This is a genomic window from Sphingobacterium puteale (genome assembly GCF_003627955.1).
Lineage (GTDB): Bacteria > Bacteroidota > Bacteroidia > Sphingobacteriales > Sphingobacteriaceae > Sphingobacterium > Sphingobacterium puteale.
Genome location: NZ_RBWS01000014.1, coordinates 52,622 through 73,322, shown reverse-complemented (window position 1 = coordinate 73,322; position 20,701 = coordinate 52,622). Strand labels below are relative to the sequence as shown.

At 41.9% G+C, this 20,701-nt stretch carries 11 protein-coding genes; all 11 read left to right on the top strand.

Features of this window, described 5'->3' with window-relative positions:
* Nucleotides 1-101: 101 nt before the first annotated feature.
* The 11 genes from D7322_RS18245 to D7322_RS18195 all read left to right on the top strand — a co-directional run bounded on the left by D7322_RS18245 (nt 102) and on the right by D7322_RS18195 (nt 20,673).
* On the top strand, nt 102-1,247 hold the full coding sequence (locus D7322_RS18245; RefSeq protein ID WP_121125680.1) for a pectinesterase family protein: 1,146 nt from the start codon (nt 102-104) through the stop codon (nt 1,245-1,247).
* Between the two features lie 48 nt (nt 1,248-1,295).
* Nucleotides 1,296-4,709 (top strand): SusC/RagA family TonB-linked outer membrane protein, encoded by a 3,414-nt coding sequence (locus D7322_RS18240; protein WP_121125679.1) that lies wholly within the window; start codon nt 1,296-1,298, stop codon nt 4,707-4,709.
* Nucleotides 4,710-4,719: 10 nt separating this feature from the next.
* Complete coding sequence (locus D7322_RS18235; protein ID WP_121125776.1) at nt 4,720-6,744, top strand: RagB/SusD family nutrient uptake outer membrane protein; 2,025 nt, start codon at nt 4,720-4,722, stop codon at nt 6,742-6,744.
* A gap of 18 nt (nt 6,745-6,762) precedes the next feature.
* Nucleotides 6,763-8,382, top strand: coding sequence for a DUF5123 domain-containing protein (locus D7322_RS18230; RefSeq protein ID WP_121125678.1), 1,620 nt, complete (start codon nt 6,763-6,765; stop codon nt 8,380-8,382).
* 175 nt (nt 8,383-8,557) lie between these two features.
* On the top strand, nt 8,558-10,219 hold the full coding sequence (locus D7322_RS18225) for a glycoside hydrolase family 28 protein (RefSeq protein ID WP_121125677.1): 1,662 nt from the start codon (nt 8,558-8,560) through the stop codon (nt 10,217-10,219).
* Between the two features lie 78 nt (nt 10,220-10,297).
* Nucleotides 10,298-11,206: an alpha/beta hydrolase gene (locus tag D7322_RS18220; RefSeq protein ID WP_121125676.1), complete on the top strand. Its 909-nt coding sequence runs from the start codon at nt 10,298-10,300 to the stop codon at nt 11,204-11,206.
* 13 nt (nt 11,207-11,219) lie between these two features.
* On the top strand, nt 11,220-13,682 hold the full coding sequence (locus tag D7322_RS18215; RefSeq protein WP_121125675.1) for a glycoside hydrolase family 95 protein: 2,463 nt from the start codon (nt 11,220-11,222) through the stop codon (nt 13,680-13,682).
* Between the two features lie 70 nt (nt 13,683-13,752).
* Nucleotides 13,753-15,399, top strand: a complete 1,647-nt coding sequence (locus tag D7322_RS18210; RefSeq protein ID WP_183078753.1) for a glycoside hydrolase family 43 protein — start codon at nt 13,753-13,755, stop codon at nt 15,397-15,399.
* Nucleotides 15,400-15,501: 102 nt separating this feature from the next.
* A complete protein-coding gene (locus D7322_RS18205; RefSeq protein ID WP_121125674.1) occupies nt 15,502-16,539 on the top strand; it encodes an alpha/beta hydrolase in 1,038 nt (345 codons plus the stop codon).
* A 421-nt stretch (nt 16,540-16,960) separates the two neighbouring features.
* Complete coding sequence (locus tag D7322_RS18200) at nt 16,961-19,630, top strand: M14 family metallopeptidase (protein ID WP_121125673.1); 2,670 nt, start codon at nt 16,961-16,963, stop codon at nt 19,628-19,630.
* Nucleotides 19,631-19,674: 44 nt separating this feature from the next.
* Complete coding sequence (locus D7322_RS18195) at nt 19,675-20,673, top strand: TlpA disulfide reductase family protein (RefSeq protein ID WP_121125672.1); 999 nt, start codon at nt 19,675-19,677, stop codon at nt 20,671-20,673.
* The last annotated feature ends 28 nt before the right edge of the window (nt 20,674-20,701 follow it).

Sequence of the window (20,701 nt, the reverse complement as noted above, 5' to 3'; positions counted from 1 at the left end):
TCAATTATTGGACCTTTAATTTGTTGTGCTCCATTAGCTTTGATTATTGCTGACGACAGTCGTGCAAGCTTAATGTTAAACGAACCAATTATAGACTTCTGATGATAAGACAAATTCTTGTATCTATCCTATTGACCTATGTTCAATTTTGCAATCCTTTTTTTTGCCAAGCAATTACAATTAATACTGTCGCGCTAGATCACAGTTATAATGTAATCGTATCAGCCGATGGAACCGGCGATTATAAGACCATACAAGAGGCGATTGACGATGCGCCAAAATATTGCAGTGAACCTTACCGTATTTATGTAAAAAATGGAGACTATAATGAAGTCGTCACGGTATCCACAGAAAAAAGGTTCATCCATTTAATTGGCCAAGATAAGAAGAACACACGTGTTCATTTTAAATTAAATGTTCAGTCTTTACCCAAGCCGGATTCGAAGTGGTATCAGACAGACACTGCAGCTTGGAAATTTTCTGTTCACAATCCGAATGCAGCGGTTTATCGCTATCCCGGGGCGGTGGTATCAATCAATGGAGATGATTTTTATGCCGAAAATATCAGTTTTATAAATGATTGGGGACTTGAGCAGCAAAGCGGCCCACAGGCTTTGGCAATTCGTATCCAAGCGGATAGGGTAGCATTTAGTGATTGCATTTTCCGGTCATTTCAGGATACCTGGATGACCAGCACACGCCAGCCTAATGATCGGCTCTATGTGTACAATTGCTGGATAGAAGGGGCTGTGGATTATTTTTATGGAGGCGGCAATGCGTATGTTGAGCATAGTACATTGTATAATGTGCGTAGCGGCTCGGTCATTGTAGCTCCGAGCCATAAAGAGGAAACTAAATGGGGCTACGTGTTTAAGTATTGTACGATCGATGGAAATACTGCTGCTGCAGATGGTAAAGTAAAGCTTGGACGTCCATGGCACGATCGGCCTAAAGCTGTCTTTCTTTATACACGAATGAATATCCCGGTGGCTTCAGAAGGATGGACAGATATGGGGGGAATTCCCCAAATATTTGCTGATTACAAGAGTATCGATGCCTCAGGAAATGCGGTCGGTACCGAAAATCGTAAGACACAATTTAAAAACAGAAATAATGAGGTGGGCGTGTCTAAAGCAGTAATAACCGATGTGGAAGCCTCCAGCTATACCTATGATAAGGTAATTTTAGGTATTGATCAGTGGAATCCTCGCAAATTTATTTCCACTAAACCCCAAGTATGGAAGTGATTTCGCAGAAATTAAACGATATAGCCGAAAAATTATAAATCAAATCTTATGAGAAATAACAAATTGAAACCATTTGACGGAATAAAATCTTCTTTGTTTCGTTCTACCCAACAGCGAAAAAAACTGTTGCATTCAGATGGAGTCAGGGATGTACCATATTACAATTGGCGGAACTGTACGAATATTGGCTTCTTGCTGCTTTTTCTTTCAACTACCATTCAGGCAAACAAAAGTTATGCAACCACAACAGTACTCTTGGAGAGTCCCGATAAGCAGGTTCGATGGATATCTCAAAGGTCTATCGCTGTCATAGGCAAGGTGTTGGATGAAAAAGGAGTCCCGATAACAGGGGTAACTGTGCGAATAAAATCAAGCAGTATGGTGACATCAACTGATCAGTCGGGAAGTTATGCATTTAAGGATGTTCCCGAAAATGCTGTTCTTGTATTTGTTTTTGTTGGAAAAAAAAGCCAAGAAGTTCAGGTCAATGGACGTACGAAAATAGATGTTGTTCTTGCAGATAATACGCTAATGATGGATGAAGTTGTAGCCATCGGCTATGGTACCACAAAACGGAAAGATCTGACAGGTTCAGTAGCCTCTATCAACGCCGAACAATTGAAAGATCTACCCACCGTATCTGTCCTTCAAGCCATATCCGGCCGTTTACCGGGGGTCAATGTCACCATAACGGAAGGTTCGCCTGATGCCCAGATAAAAGTCCGCGTCCGTGGTGGAAGTTCCATTACCCAGGACAATTCGCCCTTATATATCGTCGATGGATTTCGAGTAGCCAATATCAACGATATTCCGATGGCAGATATTGAAAATATAGATGTACTGAAAGATGCGGCTTCCACGGCAATCTATGGTTCGGAAGGGGCCAATGGGGTCATTTTGATTACGACAAAGTCTGGAAAAGGAGGAAGTCCAAAAATTACATTCAACTCCTATCTGGCAGCCAGTAAAGTGTACAACCTTACTGAGGTACTGTCGCCCTATGAGTATGTATACTGGCAGCGTGAGCTCGATCCTTCTGTGGCTGCGAATAACAGTTTTAATTCCATGTATGGACTCTGGGAAGATGTGGATATCTATAAGTCCAAAGATGGACTTAATTGGCAGGATAAATTATATGGTAATACGGGGCTGCAGCAAAACTATAGCTTGGGAATGACGGGAGGTGACAAAGATGGAAGTCTGACCTATAACTTAAACTATACACGCGACGATGAGGATTATATTATGTTAAACTCGGCTTACCAGCGTGATTATGTGAGCGCAAAGCTCAATAAAAAGATTAGCCCTAAGCTTTCCTTTGAGTTTAACTCGCGGATGTCAAACACAAAAATCACGGGCCCCAGTATCTCTGACGGGCGCAAGTTGCGGGAAGCTGTAAAATATGCGCCCGTTCGCAGTCTTGCATCGCTGACCGAAGGAGCCCTTGGTGGAGCGGAAGATATTACTTCAGCTGAAGCACTGAGCTCACTCAACGACCCCGTTGTAAATGTTGTGAATGAGTATAAAGATCAAAATCGCTTTAATTTAAATTTTAATGCCGGGCTGAATTGGAAAATCGCCAGAGGATTGAGTTTCAATGCCAAAGGTTCTTATGGTTTCAATAAAAATTTTACGGATAATATCTGGATAAAAGGTACGGGGCAGTCCAGCGCCAACGGTGGTCAGCCCGTAGCGCGGCGAGAAGATCAAAAAGGTGCATTGTGGTCATTCCAAAATGTGCTGACTTACGATTTCAAATTGCAAGAAAATAAACATCGTTTTACAATCGTCGGGGGACAAGAGATGACAAATAGCGAGCAAAATGATATGCTGTTGGAATCTAAATTTTATCCCAAAGATTTCTCAACCGATGATGTGTTAGCGATGTGGAATTATGGTACTCCATCGCCTACTTACACGACCATTAGAGAACCATCACGGACGACCTCGTTCTTCTCCAGGATTAACTATACTTTCAGCGATCGCTATATCCTGACGTTGACGGGCAGGGCTGATGGTAAAAATGTATTTGCACCAGGCAACCAATGGGGATTTTTTCCGGGCGCCGCTTTTGCATGGAGATTTTCGGATGAATCTTTTATGTCTGGAACCAAAGCTTGGCTTTCTGACGCCAAATTGCGCTTGAGCCATGGCTCGGTCGGTAATGCGCGTGTGGGATCTTATTGGCGGCAGGATTATGATTTTATTAACGCAGCAAACCAATTGTATTATATTGGAGAGACACCACAGAGTGCATTACGCACCAAGACCACGCTGAAGAACGAAAACCTAACCTGGGAAAGCACAGTGTCTAGTAACATAGGTTTGGATGTTTCTTTGTTTAAAAGCCGGTTGAACCTCACTGTCGACGCCTATAATAATATTACAAACGACTTAATACTTCAGGTTCCGTTGCCATCGAGCTCCGGCTATGCCAACCAGTATCAGAATGTGGGTAGCACTTCCAATAAGGGAATTGAGTTTTCGGCCTCTGCGGTATTGGTGGAAAAAAAAGATTTTCGTTTATCAGCAGATTTTAATATTGCCTTTAACCGCAATAAGATTCGTAAGCTGATTGACGGTCTGAATGAAATGACAACGCCTGCCTCTCCATGGTTGGATTTTGGACGCGACGATTTTAGGGCCATTGTAGGACAGCCACTGGGATTGATGTATGGCTTTAAACAAGATGGGTTCTATTCTTTTGATGATTTTACTTTTGATGGTACGCAAAATAGATGGCTGTTGAATGAAGGAGTGGTGGATGCTTCGAAAGTAATGTCCAGGGGCGGTAATTATTTTGGTCCAGGTCATATTAAACTTGAGAAGCTGGGCGGAGAAGGTCAGGTAATTACATTGGAGGATGACAGGATGGTGATTGGCCAGGCACAACCAAAACATACCGGTGGTTTGATGTTGAATGTGCAGTACAAAAGCTTCGACCTGGCAAGTATGTTTAACTGGTCTTACGGCAACGACATATACAATGCAGATAAGATCGATTTCATGGCTTATGAAGGTTCTAAACGGTATCAGAATATTAGTAATGACATGCGGCTTTCGCAACGTTTTACCACGATTAATCCAGCCACTGGTGCCAATATCATGTTTGGAAATGATGCCAATCCCGAGCTTTTCCGTGCGCTCAATGAAGGAAAGACGATGTGGAATCCCATGGCGGCAAATGGTCGTATTTTAACCGATTGGGCCATCGAAGACGGCTCCTTTCTTAGACTGAGCAATGTGACACTAGGATACACTTTGCCTAAACATATTGCTAAGCGGCTTCTTATGCAGAATTTACGCATTTATATCGCTGGATATAACCTGCATGTCTGGACAAAATATAGTGGGCAGGATCCTGAAGTCGATACACAACGGAATCCATTGACCCCCGGGGTAGGATACTCTGCCTATCCGAAGGCGAGAAAGGTGTTGTTTGGATTAAATGTTACATTTTAAACACAAGAACATGAAAAATATAATCATCATTGCTGTTGTCATACTGGCCTGTATGAGTTCATGCAAAAAATATCTTGAAACCAGTTCTCCTTCTTCCCTAAGTGGAGAGACTGTATTTAAGACAAGTTCAATGACCAAGGCTGCGGTTATGGGGCTATATGGAAAAATGACCGATACCTATATCTACGGGCAGAAACTATCTGTCAACTGGCAAGGAGTATCGGATACGGAATCCAATGGTTCATTTAGCGAAACCGGATATATCTCCCAGACAGACGATTTTGGCGCCGGAAATTATTTTGGACACGCCAACAATTCTACGACAAGGTGGCAACGTTTGTTCGAGTTTGCGGAAATGGCAACCGCAGTCGTCGATGGCATCCGCAATTCACCGATTCTCGCGAGTGAAGCAAATAGCATGAAGCCTCTTCTGGGAGAAGCGCTCACACTTAAATCTCTCGCGTTTTTTGAACTTGCCCGGTATTGGGGGGATATTCCATATAAAAAAGAAGCTTCCAAGTCCGACCTATCTAATGTGTATTTGCCAAAATCCGATAAGGATACGGTGTATCATTATTTGGTAAAGGACTTGGAAGAAGCACAGTCTTATCTTCCTTTCAAAGGGGGAAATAGTGAGTATGGTTCGGTAGAACGTGTAACCAAAGGTTTCGCAAAAGGTTTGCTAGCACGTGTGGCATTATTTGCAGGTGGCTGGTCCCTCAGAGACAGTAAAGCATTTCCTAATTCTACCGCTGAGAAACATCCTACTATTCCATCCAGCAACGGTTATTATGTAGGGCGTCCCCAAAACTGGAAAGAATATTACCGTATCGCGGCACAACAGACAGCAGAATTGATCGGATCAGCAGAAAATCCACATCGTTTAGATCCAGATTTTGAAAATATATGGTCTTCCGTATGTGGCAATCGTCCAAATGCGTCAAATGAAAATTTGTTTGAGGTAGCCTTTGGTATGGGCAACAATGGAGATATTGGCTCTTTGATGGGCTATGCTGTGGATGGAAATTCAAAGTATGGTTCCCGTGGATTCGGTGGTAGTTATGTAACCTCGACCGCTTATTATTTTTATTCCTTTGACAGGGAAGATAAAAGACGTGACGTGACGCTTAGCTGGATTGGCTATGGAGCTGACAATAAGGAGAAGGTTAATGCTAACCCAAATGATGTCAAATTCGGTAAATGGAGGATTTACTGGATGTCTAATTCATATCTTGCTATGCACAAGACCGCAACAGGCCGTATCGCTACTGGAGTCAACTGGATACTTATGCGATACTCCGATATTTATCTCATGTATGCCGAAGCTCAAAGTCAGATTGAAAATCCTGATGCAGTACATGAAATGGCCAAAATATCACCAAGGCAGGCATTGGAAAAAGTTCGTGAAAGAGCATTTGGTGCCGGATCTTCTAAAATTCAAGCGTATGATGCTAATTTTTTGGATGCAGTAATTAATGAACGTGCTTGGGAGTTTGGCGGTGAGTCTGTCCGTAAACAAGATCTGATTCGTTGGGGATTGCTTTATAAAAAAATCGAGGATATGAAAATGGCGCTATGTCTTATGTATGATCATAGCAAACCAGTGAAAATATTTGATAAAACCTATCAGCCAGCACAATTTCCTTCGACAGTCTATTTCCGGTATAAAGATAACGAATATATTGATAAGGCTTCATTAAATTATTACGGTGATTTGCCTGCGGCTCCAGGTGGAGACTATGTTTCAGTAAGATGGTTCCCTCAAGATGCTGCCAAGCCAGAAAAAGTAGAATCCGGAAAAGTATACAATTATACAATTTGGCCGATCAGGGCATTATTGGCCGGAACAGGACTGATGGCTACATACAATTATTCGGAATTTCTATCCACCTTGACCTATGGCGCTGAAATTCAAGCGCAGCTTAACCAGTATAAAATGGGCAATGGCGTCTGTAATTATCGGTACGTATATCCGATATATATCGATGATATTCGGGAAGCAAGGGGCTACCTGAGTAATGCCTACGGTTATTAACATCAAGCAAATAGTTTTATGAAAAAGATACTTTTAAATAGCATAATGTTGTTGACCCTGGTTTTAAACCTCCTTAGTTGTAAGAAGGCTAACGATTGGGAGGTGGATGCTTCACATCAGCGGCTCTTTAAATCACTAAAGTTTACTACTGGTGTAGTCGGTGCAACTTCAGTGGAAATTACTTATACAAAAACAGTAGCTGCGCAGAAATATATTTTTGAATTTAGTAAGGATAGTTTGCAGTTTACCGAAATTGTTAAGACAGTGGAAATACTAGCTGATACGTTGACTCCTTTTGCACCATCCACCATTCCTGCAAGAGTTGAATATCGGACTTTATTTGATAATCTGGATGGTCTTACGGGGTATTCTGTCAGGATGAAAGGAGTAAATACAGAAACAGGTGAAGAATCAAATTATTCACAATTATATTTTAAGACAGCTGCGGAGCAGCTAATCAGTAAACTGAATATTGGTGTGGATCAAATCGAGCTCTATTGGCCTGCAACAGACCGTGTAACTCATGTCAGTGTTTTTGAACCGTTGAAGAATACTGAACTGCAGAAGATAACTTTGTCCGCTGCTAATAAAACCGATGGTCATGTCAAAATTGAAGGCTTACGACCAGGTACAAACTATCGTGTCTCAATTTTTAACGAGGAGAACGAGCGGGGAGCAAAGATCGTTAAAACCTTAGGTATAGCCGGAGGCGAGATGATAACGGTAAGCCCCGGAGACGATATTCCCGCTTTGGTCAGCTCAGCTGTTGCTCAAGGGAAAACCAATATCGTGCTGGTATTTACTGGTGGTAATACTTACGATTTGGCCAATTTGCTGATGCCTGCAGGAATAAGTAACCTAAATCTGACCGGCATCTCAGATGCTGGCGGCAATCATCCTAAGTTAAATCTTTCGGGTTTGCAATTGACCGATCTTGTTATGGGTGAGGTCGTGTTTGAAAATCTCGAAATTCATGCGAACGGTAGCTCTTTTTTGATCTCTCAGGATAAAAATGGTGCAAGTGTAGCTTCCTACACTTTTAAAAATTGTTATATAGAAAGACTAGGTAGTGGGGTGGTACGCCTTAACAATGCAGTAACTGTGAAGGGAATAAACTTTGACAATTGTATAGTCGATAAAATCGGAGGATATGGCGTGGTCAATATCGGCGGCAGTACCGCAAGCGTGGATTCGATCTCGATAACCAACAGCACCTTCACCGATCTGACAACGCAGTTGATGGACGTCCGCGTAGCCGTTGGAAAGATAGTTGTTGGCAATTGTACTTTTTACAATCAAAATGCAGCAATGGCTCAATTGCTCCGCTTTGATACAGCTCGATTGCCTTTATTTTTTGTTGGCAGCAACAATATTATCGCCGGTACGAACAGCGGAGGGCGTATAAACGCAACGAGCTACGATCATGCTGGCTCTTCGCTTAGCGTATCGTTTGCTGGGAGCTATCGTACAAATGAATTGCAGATAGAAAGAGCTTCCCGGGATTTTACGGAGATCACTATCTTCAGCGGAACCGCGGAAGACTTATTTGTAAATCCAATTAATAAAGACTTCCGAATTAAAGCAGGTAATGGATTTGGCGGGCGAGGTACTGCCGGAGACCCGCGTTGGTTTGAATAGATTAAAATAGCATAATGTTAAATCAGAAAAGGAAAGTATGAAAAAATTGATATGGCGCGGAATGTTGTGTTTGATATTTTATAACACACGAGTTTCTGCTCGGTAGCTTCCATAACAGAGGGGCAGATCTAATATTTTATAGATTTTGTATAACAGCATGAGTAAAACTAAATAGATGTTTAAAAAAAATAAGAAAAAAGGGCTAAAGCTGGCATGTATTTGTTTAGCACTCGGAGTATGCCAGCATATTAGCGCCCAGTCGGTAAAAAGTCAATATCATTGGAATTATCTTCCTGAAGTAACATCTCCTCAATTTCGAAATGATACCATAAGTATCGAGGGGTTTGGAGCAAAGGGTGATGGGTATACATTAAATACCAATAGTATAAATGCAGCTATTCGTGCGAGCAGCAAAAGCGGTGGCGGTGTCGTCGTGGTACCGGCAGGCTATTGGCTTTCAGGGCCAATAATATTACAGAGTAATGTGAACCTTCATTTGGAAGAAAATGCATTTTTACAGTTTACAGATGACTTCAACCAGTACAAAATTGTAGCAGGAAATTATGAAGGAAAAGTTTCGGCACGCAACGAATCACCCATCAGCGGTATAGAACTTGAGAATATTGCTATAACAGGCAAAGGTATTATCGATGGCAATGGAGATGCTTGGAGGATGGTTGGTAAAGGAGCGTTGACAGAAAGTGAATGGAAAACTAAAGTTGCATCTGGTGGCTTAATCAGTGCAGATGGCAAAACATGGTACCCAAGTGGGAAATCGAAGCTTGCACATGAAGAAAGACGTTCTTTCTTGTTGGCTGAGGGCAAAAAATTGACTGACTTCGAGGATATCAAAGATTATTTAAGGCCTAACTTGTTAGTTTTGACCAAATGTAAGAACGTATTACTTGAAGGTGTGACCTTCCAAAATTCACCGGCCTGGAATTTACATCCCCTTATGACACAGCATCTGACCATAAGAGATGTGAAAATCAAAAACCCAGATTATGCCCAGAATGGAGACGGCATTGATATTGAATCTTGTTCCAATGTGCTCATTGAGCATTGCGTTCTGGATGTGGGCGACGATGCGATTTGTATTAAATCAGGTAAAGATGAAGAGGGACGCAAACGTGGGATTGCGACCGAACGCGTTATTATTCGCCATAACAAAGTCTATAAGGGGCACGGTGGATTTGTGGTGGGTAGTGAGATGTCCGGTGGCGCCCGGGATATTTTTGTAGAAGACTGCACTTTTATGGGGACTGACAAAGGCTTGCGTTTTAAGACCACACGTGGTCGAGGAGGGGTAGTGGAAAATATCCACATCCGCAATATCAATATGAATAATATTGTACAGGAGGCTATATATTTTGATATGTACTATTGGACGAAGCCTCCACAGGCTAATGAAGTTCAAGAGGTGCCGCCTGTAAGTATTGAAACCCCACAATTCCGTAATATATCAATCGATGCAATTACATGTAGGGGAGCTAATGTCGGGATCTTTGTTCGCGGACTACCGGAGATGCCTGTTCAAAAGGTTAGCATGACTAATCTTAGTATTGTAGCCAACAAAGTGATTGAAATTAAGGATGCAAGTGGTATTGTGGTAAAAAATGCATTCTTGCATTCGAACGATACGGAGACACCAACTATTTATATTGAAAATGCTTCTAACCTACGTTTTGAAGATTTAAAATTTGATAAAAACATATCTCCTGAATTAGAAGTGAATGGACGCAATGCCACGAACATTGTATTTAGTAATTCGAACATAGATAAAAGGAAATTGAATTTTAAACATGGGGCAAAAACTGATGCTGTCAAAATTCACTAGTTTATGCGATTGTGTAAAGATCTAAAGTACGTGATGTACAAGCCTAACATTAATTTTTTGGCTTCAACCTCAATATAAATGAAAAAGTTATCGACAATCCTCTTATCTTTTGCATATCTACTGACACACGGTCAGGAATCAATTCTGTTATACAATAAAACAATGCCAAATAGTAAAGGGTTAAACCTTTTAGATAGTATTGCTAATGAACGTGTATATCAAGTTGGTGAACCCCGGATTATTCCTTTTTTGGTCTCAAAAGAAGAAAATTCAGGGACCGCCGTTTTGATTATTCCTGGAGGAGGTTACGCCCGTTTGGCTTATGTGATCAGCGGTACACAGTTGGCCAAATGGTTTAATACAATTGGTATAAATGCGTTCGTACTGCTTCATCGCTTGCCAAACTCGCCTGATGTAATCGATAGGTCGATAGTTCCATTGCAAGATGCAAAGCGCGCGATCCGTGTAATTCGATCTAAGACGGCTGAATGGCATGTGGATCCCGATCGTATTGGTGTGATGGGCTGTTCGGCCGGAGGACATCTTGCTGCTTCCTTAGCGAGCATAGATCAGCCTATCAAAGTATTGGGGGATTCAGTAGACGAGTTAAGCAGTAGGCCCAATTTCAGCGTTTTGGTGTCACCCGTTATTACGATGAAAGGTGATTATGCCCATCAGGGAAGTGTGGATAATCTATTGGGTAAAGCAGCCGACGATTCTCGAAAAGAGCTGTTTAGCTTGCAGGCTCAGGTGACAGCACATACGCCGCCCACATTTTTAGTACATGCCCAAAACGATAGGACTGTCTCTGTACAAAATAGCCTTTTATATTATCAAGCATTACTAGCGCATAACATAGCAGCCTCTTTACATATTTTTCCACAGGGGGGACATGCCATTGCAGTGGTCAATAATCCAGGATCGACGGCAACTTGGCCAAGTATATTGACAGCTTGGCTTCATGAAATTAAAATGATTAAACCATAAATCTATATCTGATATGAATATCAAATACCTTATATTTTCTAGTGTTCTATTGCTGCTTTGGAAGTTTAGTTCATCGCAGGAATTGAAATTAAACTATGATAAAGAAGCTACTAACTGGAATGAAGCATTGCCTTTGGGGAATGGGCGTATCGGTGCCATGGTATACGGTGGAGTTTCCCAAGAAGAGATTCAACTGAATGAAGAAACGATCTGGGCCGGACGTCCTGGGAACAATGTACCCAAAGGTAAATACTCGGATATTGTAAAAATTCGTCAACTTCTTGTTGAGGGCAGGAACAGAGAAGCGCAAGAATTGTCGAATCTCGCCTTTCCGAGAGCTGCACCAGCAGGACTGGACTATGGTATGCCCTACCAAACTTTCGGCAGCCTAATGCTTGGGTTTCCGACTCACCGTAACCCTGTTCAATATCAACGGGAGCTGGATTTAAATAAAGCGATAACTACTGTTTCTTATCAAGTCGATGGAGTCAATTATCGAAGGGAAATGTTTACGTCACTGGTCGACAGTCTGCTGTTGATCCGCATTACTGCGGATAGAGCGAAAAGTATCTCCATGGATCTAAACTGGAAAAGTCCACATCAAAATATTGGCTTAGGTATAAATAATGGTGCATTGTTTCTGCGGGGAAAAGGAAGTACAGTGGATTCCAAAGAAGGGCAGGTGGCGTTTTATGGATTTGTTTATCCGCAGGTTAAAGGTGGTCAGGTTAATCATCATGGTGAGCAGATTACGATCAAAGGTGCAGACGAAGTAATCCTTTATGTATCAATTGGAACAAACTTCAAAAATTACAAGGATCTTTCCATCGATCCTGAACGAAAAGCCACGCGAATTTTTGAAAAGGCAAAAGGAATTTCTTACACAAAAGCACTGGAGCAGCATGTGAGAAAATACCAGCAGTTCTTCCATCGGGTGAAATTGGACCTTGGCAGCAATGCGCAGGCAAACAAAACAACGGATGTGCGGATTCGAGAGTTTGCGACAAATTTTGATCCACAGTTAGTAGCACTTTATTTTCAATTTGGCAGATATTTGCTGATTTCCTCTTCGCAACCTGGAGGCCAGCCTGCCAATTTGCAGGGGATTTGGAATGCTAAACTTTCTCCACCTTGGGACAGTAAGTATACGATAAATATCAATACCGAGATGAACTACTGGCCCGCTGAGGTAGGGAATCTAAGTGAAATGCACGAACCGTTATTTAGCATGTTAAAGGATCTTGCTGTTACAGGTCAAGAGAGTGCACGGGAAATGTATCATGCCAGAGGGTGGAACGCTCATCATAACACTGATCTATGGCGCATTACGGGTGTTGTAGATGGCGGTTTTTACGGTATGTGGCCTATGGGCGGAGCTTGGTTGAGTCAGCATATCTGGCAACATTATCTGTATAAAGGAAACAAGCAATTTTTGAAGGATTATTATCACGTATTGAAAGGGGCGGCTTTATTTTATCTGGATGTTTTGACCAAGGATCCATCTGGAAAATGGCTGGTCGTAAGCCCATCCATTAGTCCAGAAAATAGCTATGAAACAGGTAGTGTAGGTGTTTCAGCCGGTACGACAATGGATAATCAACTTGTGTTTGATGTCTTTAATAATTTTATCCGTGCATCCTACGTTGTGGATTCCGATGGCGCATTGCGTGATTCTGTCAAACGCAGTCTTGAACAGCTACCGCCTATGCAAGTTGGACAGCATGGACAGTTGCAGGAGTGGCTTAAGGATCTGGATAGAAAAAATGACCGTCACCGTCATATATCACATCTATACGGATTATTTCCATCAGGTCAGATTTCACCTTTTCGCGACCCTGCACTTGCTCAGGCAGCAAAAAACTCATTAATCTACCGTGGGGATAAGTCGACAGGTTGGTCTATGGGCTGGAAAGTAAATTGGTGGGCACGTTTGCTGGATGGAAATCAATCGTATAAATTGATCAAAGATCAATTGAGCCCAGCTCCAGAAGAACAGCAAGGACAAAATGGAGGTACCTATCCTAATTTACTGGACGCCCATCCGCCTTTTCAGATCGACGGCAATTTTGGCTGTACATCTGGAATCGCCGAGATGTTGGTGCAATCATATGATGGAAGCATATTTTTATTACCTGCTTGGCCAGATGAGTTGCCGAATGGCGAAGTGAAAGGTTTAGTTACTAGAGGAGGATTTATTATTGATATGAGCTGGAAAAATCGAAAGTTAACGGGATTAAAAGTCAGCTCTACATTAGGAGGCAACTGCCGTATTCGTATGACCAATAAGAGTAGACTCTATTTAAAAGGGAAACCTTTGAAACAAGCTCATGGTAAAAATCCCAACCCCTTTTTTGATGTTGATGAAATCAAAAAACCATTGATAAAAACGCAAAATAGTTCATTTGAGGTTCCTGAAACAACGCTTTATGATCTTTCGACGGTGAAAGGTAAGATTTATGAATTTGTTGTGAAATAAAATTGGGGAAATGCTGAGGTTAGAGTCTTGGTATTAAAGAATTTAAATAAAAAAAATATAAGCGAAATTTATGCTCAAGAGCGATAAAAAGAAATTGAAATATATTTGCCTGATGGCCTACGTGACCTTAGGTAGTTCTTCATTGACTTTCGGACAAAATTATAATTCTCAGGTCTGGAATCCGGATCTTGGAAATGGAAAATTTAAAAATCCTATCATCCATGCGGATTATTCTGATCCCGATGCGATCCGTGTAGGTGAAGATTATTATATGATTGCCTCAAGCTTTAATCATAGTCCAGGTCTACCCATCCTACATTCTAAAGATATGATCAACTGGACGATTATAGGACATGCTTTGCAACGACAGTTGCCGGAAGAGGTGTTCAGTAAAGTACAGCACGGTGGTGGGGTATGGGCGCCTTCCATACGGTATCACAATGGAGAGTTTTACATTTATTATCCCGATCCCGATTTTGGAATTTATCAGATAAAGACGAAAAATATTCGGGGGCCCTGGTCTGCTCCTACGCTGGTTTTCCAAGGAAAAGGATTGATAGACCCCTGTCCTTTTTGGGATGAAGATGGTCGTGCTTATTTAGCTTATGCCTATGCAGGAAGCCGTGCAGGCTTGAAGAGCGTACTCGCTATAGCCAAGATGAATGCCGATGGGACTCGTGTACTGGACCGAGGTACAATTGTTTACGATGGACATGAGTTGGACCCTACAATTGAAGGCCCCAAGGTGTATAAAAGGAATGGATATTATTATTTATTTGCACCAGCGGGTGGTGTATCGACGGGCTGGCAATTGATCTTGCGTTCGAAAAATATTTATGGACCTTATGAGCGTAAGGTAGCAATGGCTCAGAATAAGTCGACTGTTAATGGTCCACATCAGGGTGCTTGGGTAGACACACCTTCAGGGGAAGACTGGTTCTTCCACTTTCAGGATAAAGAAGCAATGGGACGTGTAGTACACCTTCAGCCGATGGTCTGGAAAGCGGATTGGCCCATCATAGGCGAGGACACTGATGGAAATGGAATAGGGACACCCGTGATGAGCTATAAAAAACCTAATGTGGGAAAACAGGTTGTTGCACAGACGAATCCTCAAGAATCGGATGAGTTTGATTCTCCTCATTTAGGATTGCAATGGCAATGGCAGGCAAATCCGGATGGTACCTGGCTTATGCCTTCACAAAAAGGTAGGCTTCGGCTTTATAGTCAGCAACTTCCTGAAGGAAGTAAAAACCTGATGGCAGCACCTAATATACTTACACAAAAATTTCCCGCTGAAAATTTCAGTGCGACAGCAAAAATACGATTGCGTCCTAGCGAGAAGGAACTTGGTGAAAAAGCAGGATTGGTGGTGGTCGGTGAAGATTATTCTCAGCTTTTTATACGAAAGGATAAAGGTAAATATCAACTCTATTATGGTACTTGTTCGCGGGCATATATTGGCGCGGAGGAAAGCATTCAGCTCGTTGCCTCTTTGTCGGATGACTTTATGTATGTCCGCGTAGAGGTCAAAAATGGGAAATCGTGCCAATGGTCATATAGTTTGGATGGCAAAAAGTATATATCTGTGGGAAATCAATTTCAGGCTAAACCTGGTAAATGGGTTGGTGCTACACTAGGACTCTATGCCAGTCGGGAAAAACACAGCAATGATAGTGGTTATGCTGAAGTGGATTGGTTTCGAGTAGAAAAATAACAGTGTTCCTAATATACCTTTAGCCTAATAGCTAATTATGGAAGCTTGGAAAGAATAACGATATCACAATTTTTGAAACAGAGTTTTTTTAAAAACAAAGTAATGAAGATACAAATAAAGAAATGCTCGATGAAATGGGAAAATAAATATCTCTCACAGCCTCTTTTTTGGAGTTCGTTGTTATTGTTTATGCTGTGTAATCCAGTGCGGGGGCAGCGTCTTAATATTCCGAAAGATACGACTTATAACACGATGCACGTATGGCGGCAGATAAAGAAAAGCTATCCCCATGCACGACCAGCTACGGACAGCCTAGGAAGAGATCTAAAGATCACACGTAATCTGGTGTATACCCATCTAGCTCAAACCGATTTTGGTCCTCGGGACCTACATCTCGATGTTATCCGGCCTGATGACCGGAGAAATCGTGCGGCAGTGATATGGATCCATGGCGGTGGATGGCGTTCAGGACAAAAAGAAATGGATGTACCCATTGCACAGTTGTTGGCGAGAAAAGGATATGTTTGCATTCCAGTGGAGTATCAATTATCGTTGGAGGCGAAATATCCAAACGCCTTGCTCAATATCAAGTCAGCAATTTTGTGGCTTAAAAATCATGCAGATCAGTTCGATATAGACAGTAGCCGTATCGTAGTGGCGGGAAGTTCCGCCGGAGGTCATCTTGCGAGCCTGGTTGGATTGACAGGCGGTGTAACTAAATTTGAACCGCTTGTTGACTCCAAACACAGTACGCGGGTTCAGGCTATTATTAATCTGGATGGAGTGGTGGATTTCATGGCTCCGCTTTCACTTAAATTGGAGCGGAAGCCTGATTCTCCAGATGCTTTCTGGCTTGGAGGAACCTTTGCTGAAAAACCATTAATATGGAAAGAGGCTTCACCTATATTTTGGGCGAGAGAAGAACAGAAAATTCCGATGTTATTCATCAATAGTGGTCTTCCTAGATTCCATGCCGGACAAGACGAATTGATCGGTATGCTAAAGCGTTGGGGGACGGCATATCAAGTGTATACATTAGATGTGCAGGTACACCCTTTCTGGCTTTTCCATCCTTGGGTGGAAAAATGCGTCGATGTCATTGACGAATTTTTAATACGTAATCTAATAAAGAAGAATTAAAATTAGAAATTCAAATTTTCTACTTTTAAATGCTCCAGTTTTTTTTGGTGAGGTCAGTTTGTTTACGGTGAGTTGTTGTAATTTTGGCCATGAATAAAAAAATACTACTAATTTAGTAGTATTTTTTGTTAGGATGTTTTATATTTGTGATCAAATCGTATATCAATTGGCGTTGGCAGCGATACAACCTAACAAAAACAAAGTTCAAATGAGACAACAGAGATCAACCTTTTCCGTCATTCACAGCCTGAAAAACATTCGATTTATTCTTATTCCATTTCGAATGCGCTATTGCGCATAAGTTTTTTCTTCTAGAGCCTTCTAATGCATAATATGGGATCGCGGTTCTCTTATTATTCATCACACCACAAGTAGCATCATCCTACTTGTTAGTATTCACTTATTAAACTAATTCATCCCTATGAAAAAATACGAGGTATTTTTCCCGTGTTCGCTATTGCTTTTTTTTCTGTGGAGCAGTATTCCTTTTGCTTCTGCCCAGGGTGGCTCCGTTCCCAAAGTTTTTCAAAATGAATCCGGCGGGCAAAACTTGGAAAAAGATTATTATTTTCCGGCTGGAAGCCGTTTTGCAGCAAACATCCCTGCACCAAGTCAATTTTTCAATCATCAAATAGGTCATCGTCATACCCGTTATGACCAGATTGTTGATTATTTTAAAATCCTTGAGCAACGTTCCGATCGGATAAAGATAGATACGATTGGTCGTACCTGGGAAGGTAGACCATTGGTCGTACTGAAAGCCTCTTCACCCGATAATATACGCAATAGCGAACAAATTCGTCAACAGCATATTGAAACGATTAACAATGCAAAAGATAACCAGATAGTGTCCAAGGAGGCACAGCCCGCTTTGGTGTTTTTGGGTTTCAGTGTGCATGGTAACGAAACCTCCGCTGCCGAAGCATCTATTTTAACCGCTTATTATCTGGCAGCGTCCCAAGATCCTATCGTCGCGACGTCACTTGCAAACGGAATATTTTTTATAGATCCGGTCCGTAATCCGGATGGCTATGATCGTTATGTCAATTGGGTCAATGCTAATGCAACATTTCCACCAAACGGAAATGCCTTGGATAGAGAGCACAACGAAGCTTGGCCAGGGGGCCGAACAAATCATTATTGGTTTGACTTAAACCGCGATTGGATCAATCAAGTAAATCCCGAAAGTAAAGCGCGCGTCAGTTATTTTCAACATTGGTTACCCCATTTTCAGGGCGACTTCCATGAGATGGGTGCAGCATCTTCGTTCTTTTTCGAACCCACAAAGCCAGATGCTCAAGAATCTCCTTTAGTCCCTAAAAGCACCTATCAGCTAAATCAGAAATTTGCCGCTTACTATGCGAAAGCATTGGATGAAATTGGATCTTTTTATTTCACCAAAGAGCAATTTGACAATATCAATCCAACCTATGGATCTACCTACCCTGATCATGTCGGAAGCCTGGGAATTCTCTTTGAGCAGGCAAGTCCAAGGGGGCTCTTTCAGCGGACAAATAATGGCGATCTAACTTATCCCTTTGCTATTCGAAATCATTTCAGAATAGCATTGGCGAGCATTGGCGCATCTATTGATCATCGTACGGAGCTTCTGGAAAACCAATTGAAATTCTTCCAGTCCGCTTTCGAATTGGCCCAAAAAGATCCAATCAAAGGTTATCTGGTGGATCTAAAATACAATAATAACACAGCGGCACATTTCAAAGAACTTCTTACCAGGCATCAAATCCATTACATAACGAACAATCGTGACCGTAAGGTAGATGGTAAAGATTTTGAGAAAGGAACCTCAATCATTATTCCGACGGCACAGGCAAATTATCGGCTGGTCAAAGTCATCTTTGACGAGACAAAGACATATGTGGATAGCGTTTTTTATGATGGCTCCGGCAATTCTATTGCCTATCTCTATGGTTTCTCTTATGCTGGTCTTAGACAAGCGCTAGACGACGGAGATACTGATCGAAGTGCTGCCACCAATATACCCCCTGTTGCATTGACGAAGAGCAATTATGCCTATCTCGTAGACTGGCGGCAGGAGGGAGCACCTTGGTTATTATCCCAATTGCTACAGCGCGGAATCCTTGTGAAGTCCGCTGGCAGTCCTTTTGAACTGTCTGATCAGGGCAGGACAATTGGGTTTGATTATGGAAGCCTGTTGATTCCAATATATGGCCAGTCCATCTCAGCGGATGAATTATTTGACTTCTTACGGAAATTGAATGAAATGGGAAATGTAACTATTGTATCTGCTTCCACCGGATACAGCGCGAAGGGAATAGATCTTGGAAGTAGTGGATTTAAAAGTCTCGTACCTCAAAATGCATTGCTTTTGACCGGAAATGGGATCAGTGCCTATGAGGCCGGTGAAGTGTGGTATACTTTTGAGCGCCAATTGGAACAGCCTATTTTACGGTTAAATATTGATCAATTTAGTCGTGTAAACCTAGAGGACTATCAGGTACTTGTGTTGGTCAGCGGTGAGTATGCAGGATTGAGTTCGGCAGCTATAGAGCGTATCCGGGCTTGGGTAAAAAATGGAGGAACATTAATTGCTTTTGGACGTACCGGTCAATGGCTTGCAGGACAGAAGATTGCTTCTTTTGAATTTCTTGACGGAAGGAGCGATAGTGTAAAGCGGAAAGAAGAAAAAACAACGAAAACAAAGGAACGGTTTGATTATGCTTCCGCTCAAAGTCGGGAAGGAACAAAGCGTATTGGTGGAACCTATTTTAACACTGAAATTGATAGAACACACCCCATCGGTTATGGTTACACACAGAGGACAAAACCTGTCTATCGCAACCACACTCTTTTTGTTGAGCAGGGTGACCAGGCCTACAATAATGTAGCAATTTATAGCAAGTCTCCCTTATTAAATGGTTACGCATCGGCCGAAAACCAAAAAAACATCGCAGGCACAGCTAGCATCCTCGTAGAAAATAGCGGGAATGGACGCATTGTATACTTTGTTGACGATCCCTTGTTTCGGGGCATTTCCTTTGGCAATGCTCGGAGCTTCTCCAATGCTGTTTTGCTTGGACAGGTTCTCCAATCTGGGGTAAGAAGATAAACGGTTCCATTTATATCAAAGACACTCCTAAATAATTTAAATAGATGAAAAATAAACTCACATTATTTACTGTTTCGATGCTATTTCTTATCACACAGGCATCGGCCCAAAAAGTAGCAGCACTGCGTTTAACAGGAAAAATAGAAGGATTGAAAGAAGGTAAAATATACCTGCAACAATACGACAATAAAGTATTTAAAACGATTGATTCAGCCTTGGTCAACAAAGGTCAATTTAGTTTTGGAACTAAAGTACAGTTACCCGAACTCTTTGGTCTGAAGTTGAATGAGGAAAGCTATCCTGTCCAGCTTTTCTTGGAGGACGCTCCAATAGAAGTATTCATCCAGTCTGGAGAAAATGGCGTTCATGCGACCGTGAAAGGATCAAAAGCCCAAGCTTATTTTGAGCATGCAAATAAAGAGCAACGTAAGTATACTGCCAAGCAGTTTATTGAAGCGGATCCCAAATCTATTGTCGCTGCATATGCATTGTTTCGCAATTATTCTTATAATCTGTCGCCGGACGAACTCGAAGAGCATATAAAGTTGTTGGATGCTTCATTACAGCAAACACAATATGTGCGCATCTTGAAAGATTTGATCTTAAAACAGCGTGCCGTGTTGCCAGGCAATAAAGCCTTAGACTTTGTATCTACCGGTCCCGAGGGAAATAAAATACGATTCAGTGAGCATCTTGGTAAAGGATATGTGCTACTTGATTTTTGGGCAGCATGGTGTGGTCCTTGCCGTCGGGAAAATCCTAATATCGTTGCGGCTTTTCAGAAATATAAAGGCCGTGGATTTAACGTATTTGGCGTATCGCTGGATAAGAAAAAAGCAGACTGGTTAAAAGCCATTAAAGACGATGGGTTGGACTGGACTCAGGTTTCTGATCTTTCGTTCTGGGATACGGAAGCGGCAGCTTTGTATGGTGTCCGCTTTATCCCGAGCAACCTTCTTATCGATGAGCATGGCATTATTGTGGCCCGCAACATTAAAGGCGATGCCCTATTGCAGAAATTGAAGGAAATCTACGGCGAGTAAAGAACAAACAAAAAAACATCAAACAGAA

What these genes read in the sequence shown, in the direction of transcription:
- D7322_RS18245 (WP_121125680.1), top strand. Translation starts at nt 102, where the DNA reads ATGATAAGACAAATTCTTGTATCTATCCTATTGACCTATGTTCAATTT.
- D7322_RS18240 (WP_121125679.1), top strand. Translation starts at nt 1,296, where the DNA reads ATGAGAAATAACAAATTGAAACCATTTGACGGAATAAAATCTTCTTTG.
- D7322_RS18235 (WP_121125776.1), top strand. Translation starts at nt 4,720, where the DNA reads ATGAAAAATATAATCATCATTGCTGTTGTCATACTGGCCTGTATGAGT.
- D7322_RS18230 (WP_121125678.1), top strand. Translation starts at nt 6,763, where the DNA reads ATGAAAAAGATACTTTTAAATAGCATAATGTTGTTGACCCTGGTTTTA.
- D7322_RS18225 (WP_121125677.1), top strand. Translation starts at nt 8,558, where the DNA reads ATGTTTAAAAAAAATAAGAAAAAAGGGCTAAAGCTGGCATGTATTTGT.
- D7322_RS18220 (WP_121125676.1), top strand. Translation starts at nt 10,298, where the DNA reads ATGAAAAAGTTATCGACAATCCTCTTATCTTTTGCATATCTACTGACA.
- D7322_RS18215 (WP_121125675.1), top strand. Translation starts at nt 11,220, where the DNA reads ATGAATATCAAATACCTTATATTTTCTAGTGTTCTATTGCTGCTTTGG.
- D7322_RS18210 (WP_183078753.1), top strand. Translation starts at nt 13,753, where the DNA reads ATGCTCAAGAGCGATAAAAAGAAATTGAAATATATTTGCCTGATGGCC.
- D7322_RS18205 (WP_121125674.1), top strand. Translation starts at nt 15,502, where the DNA reads ATGAAGATACAAATAAAGAAATGCTCGATGAAATGGGAAAATAAATAT.
- D7322_RS18200 (WP_121125673.1), top strand. Translation starts at nt 16,961, where the DNA reads ATGAAAAAATACGAGGTATTTTTCCCGTGTTCGCTATTGCTTTTTTTT.
- D7322_RS18195 (WP_121125672.1), top strand. Translation starts at nt 19,675, where the DNA reads ATGAAAAATAAACTCACATTATTTACTGTTTCGATGCTATTTCTTATC.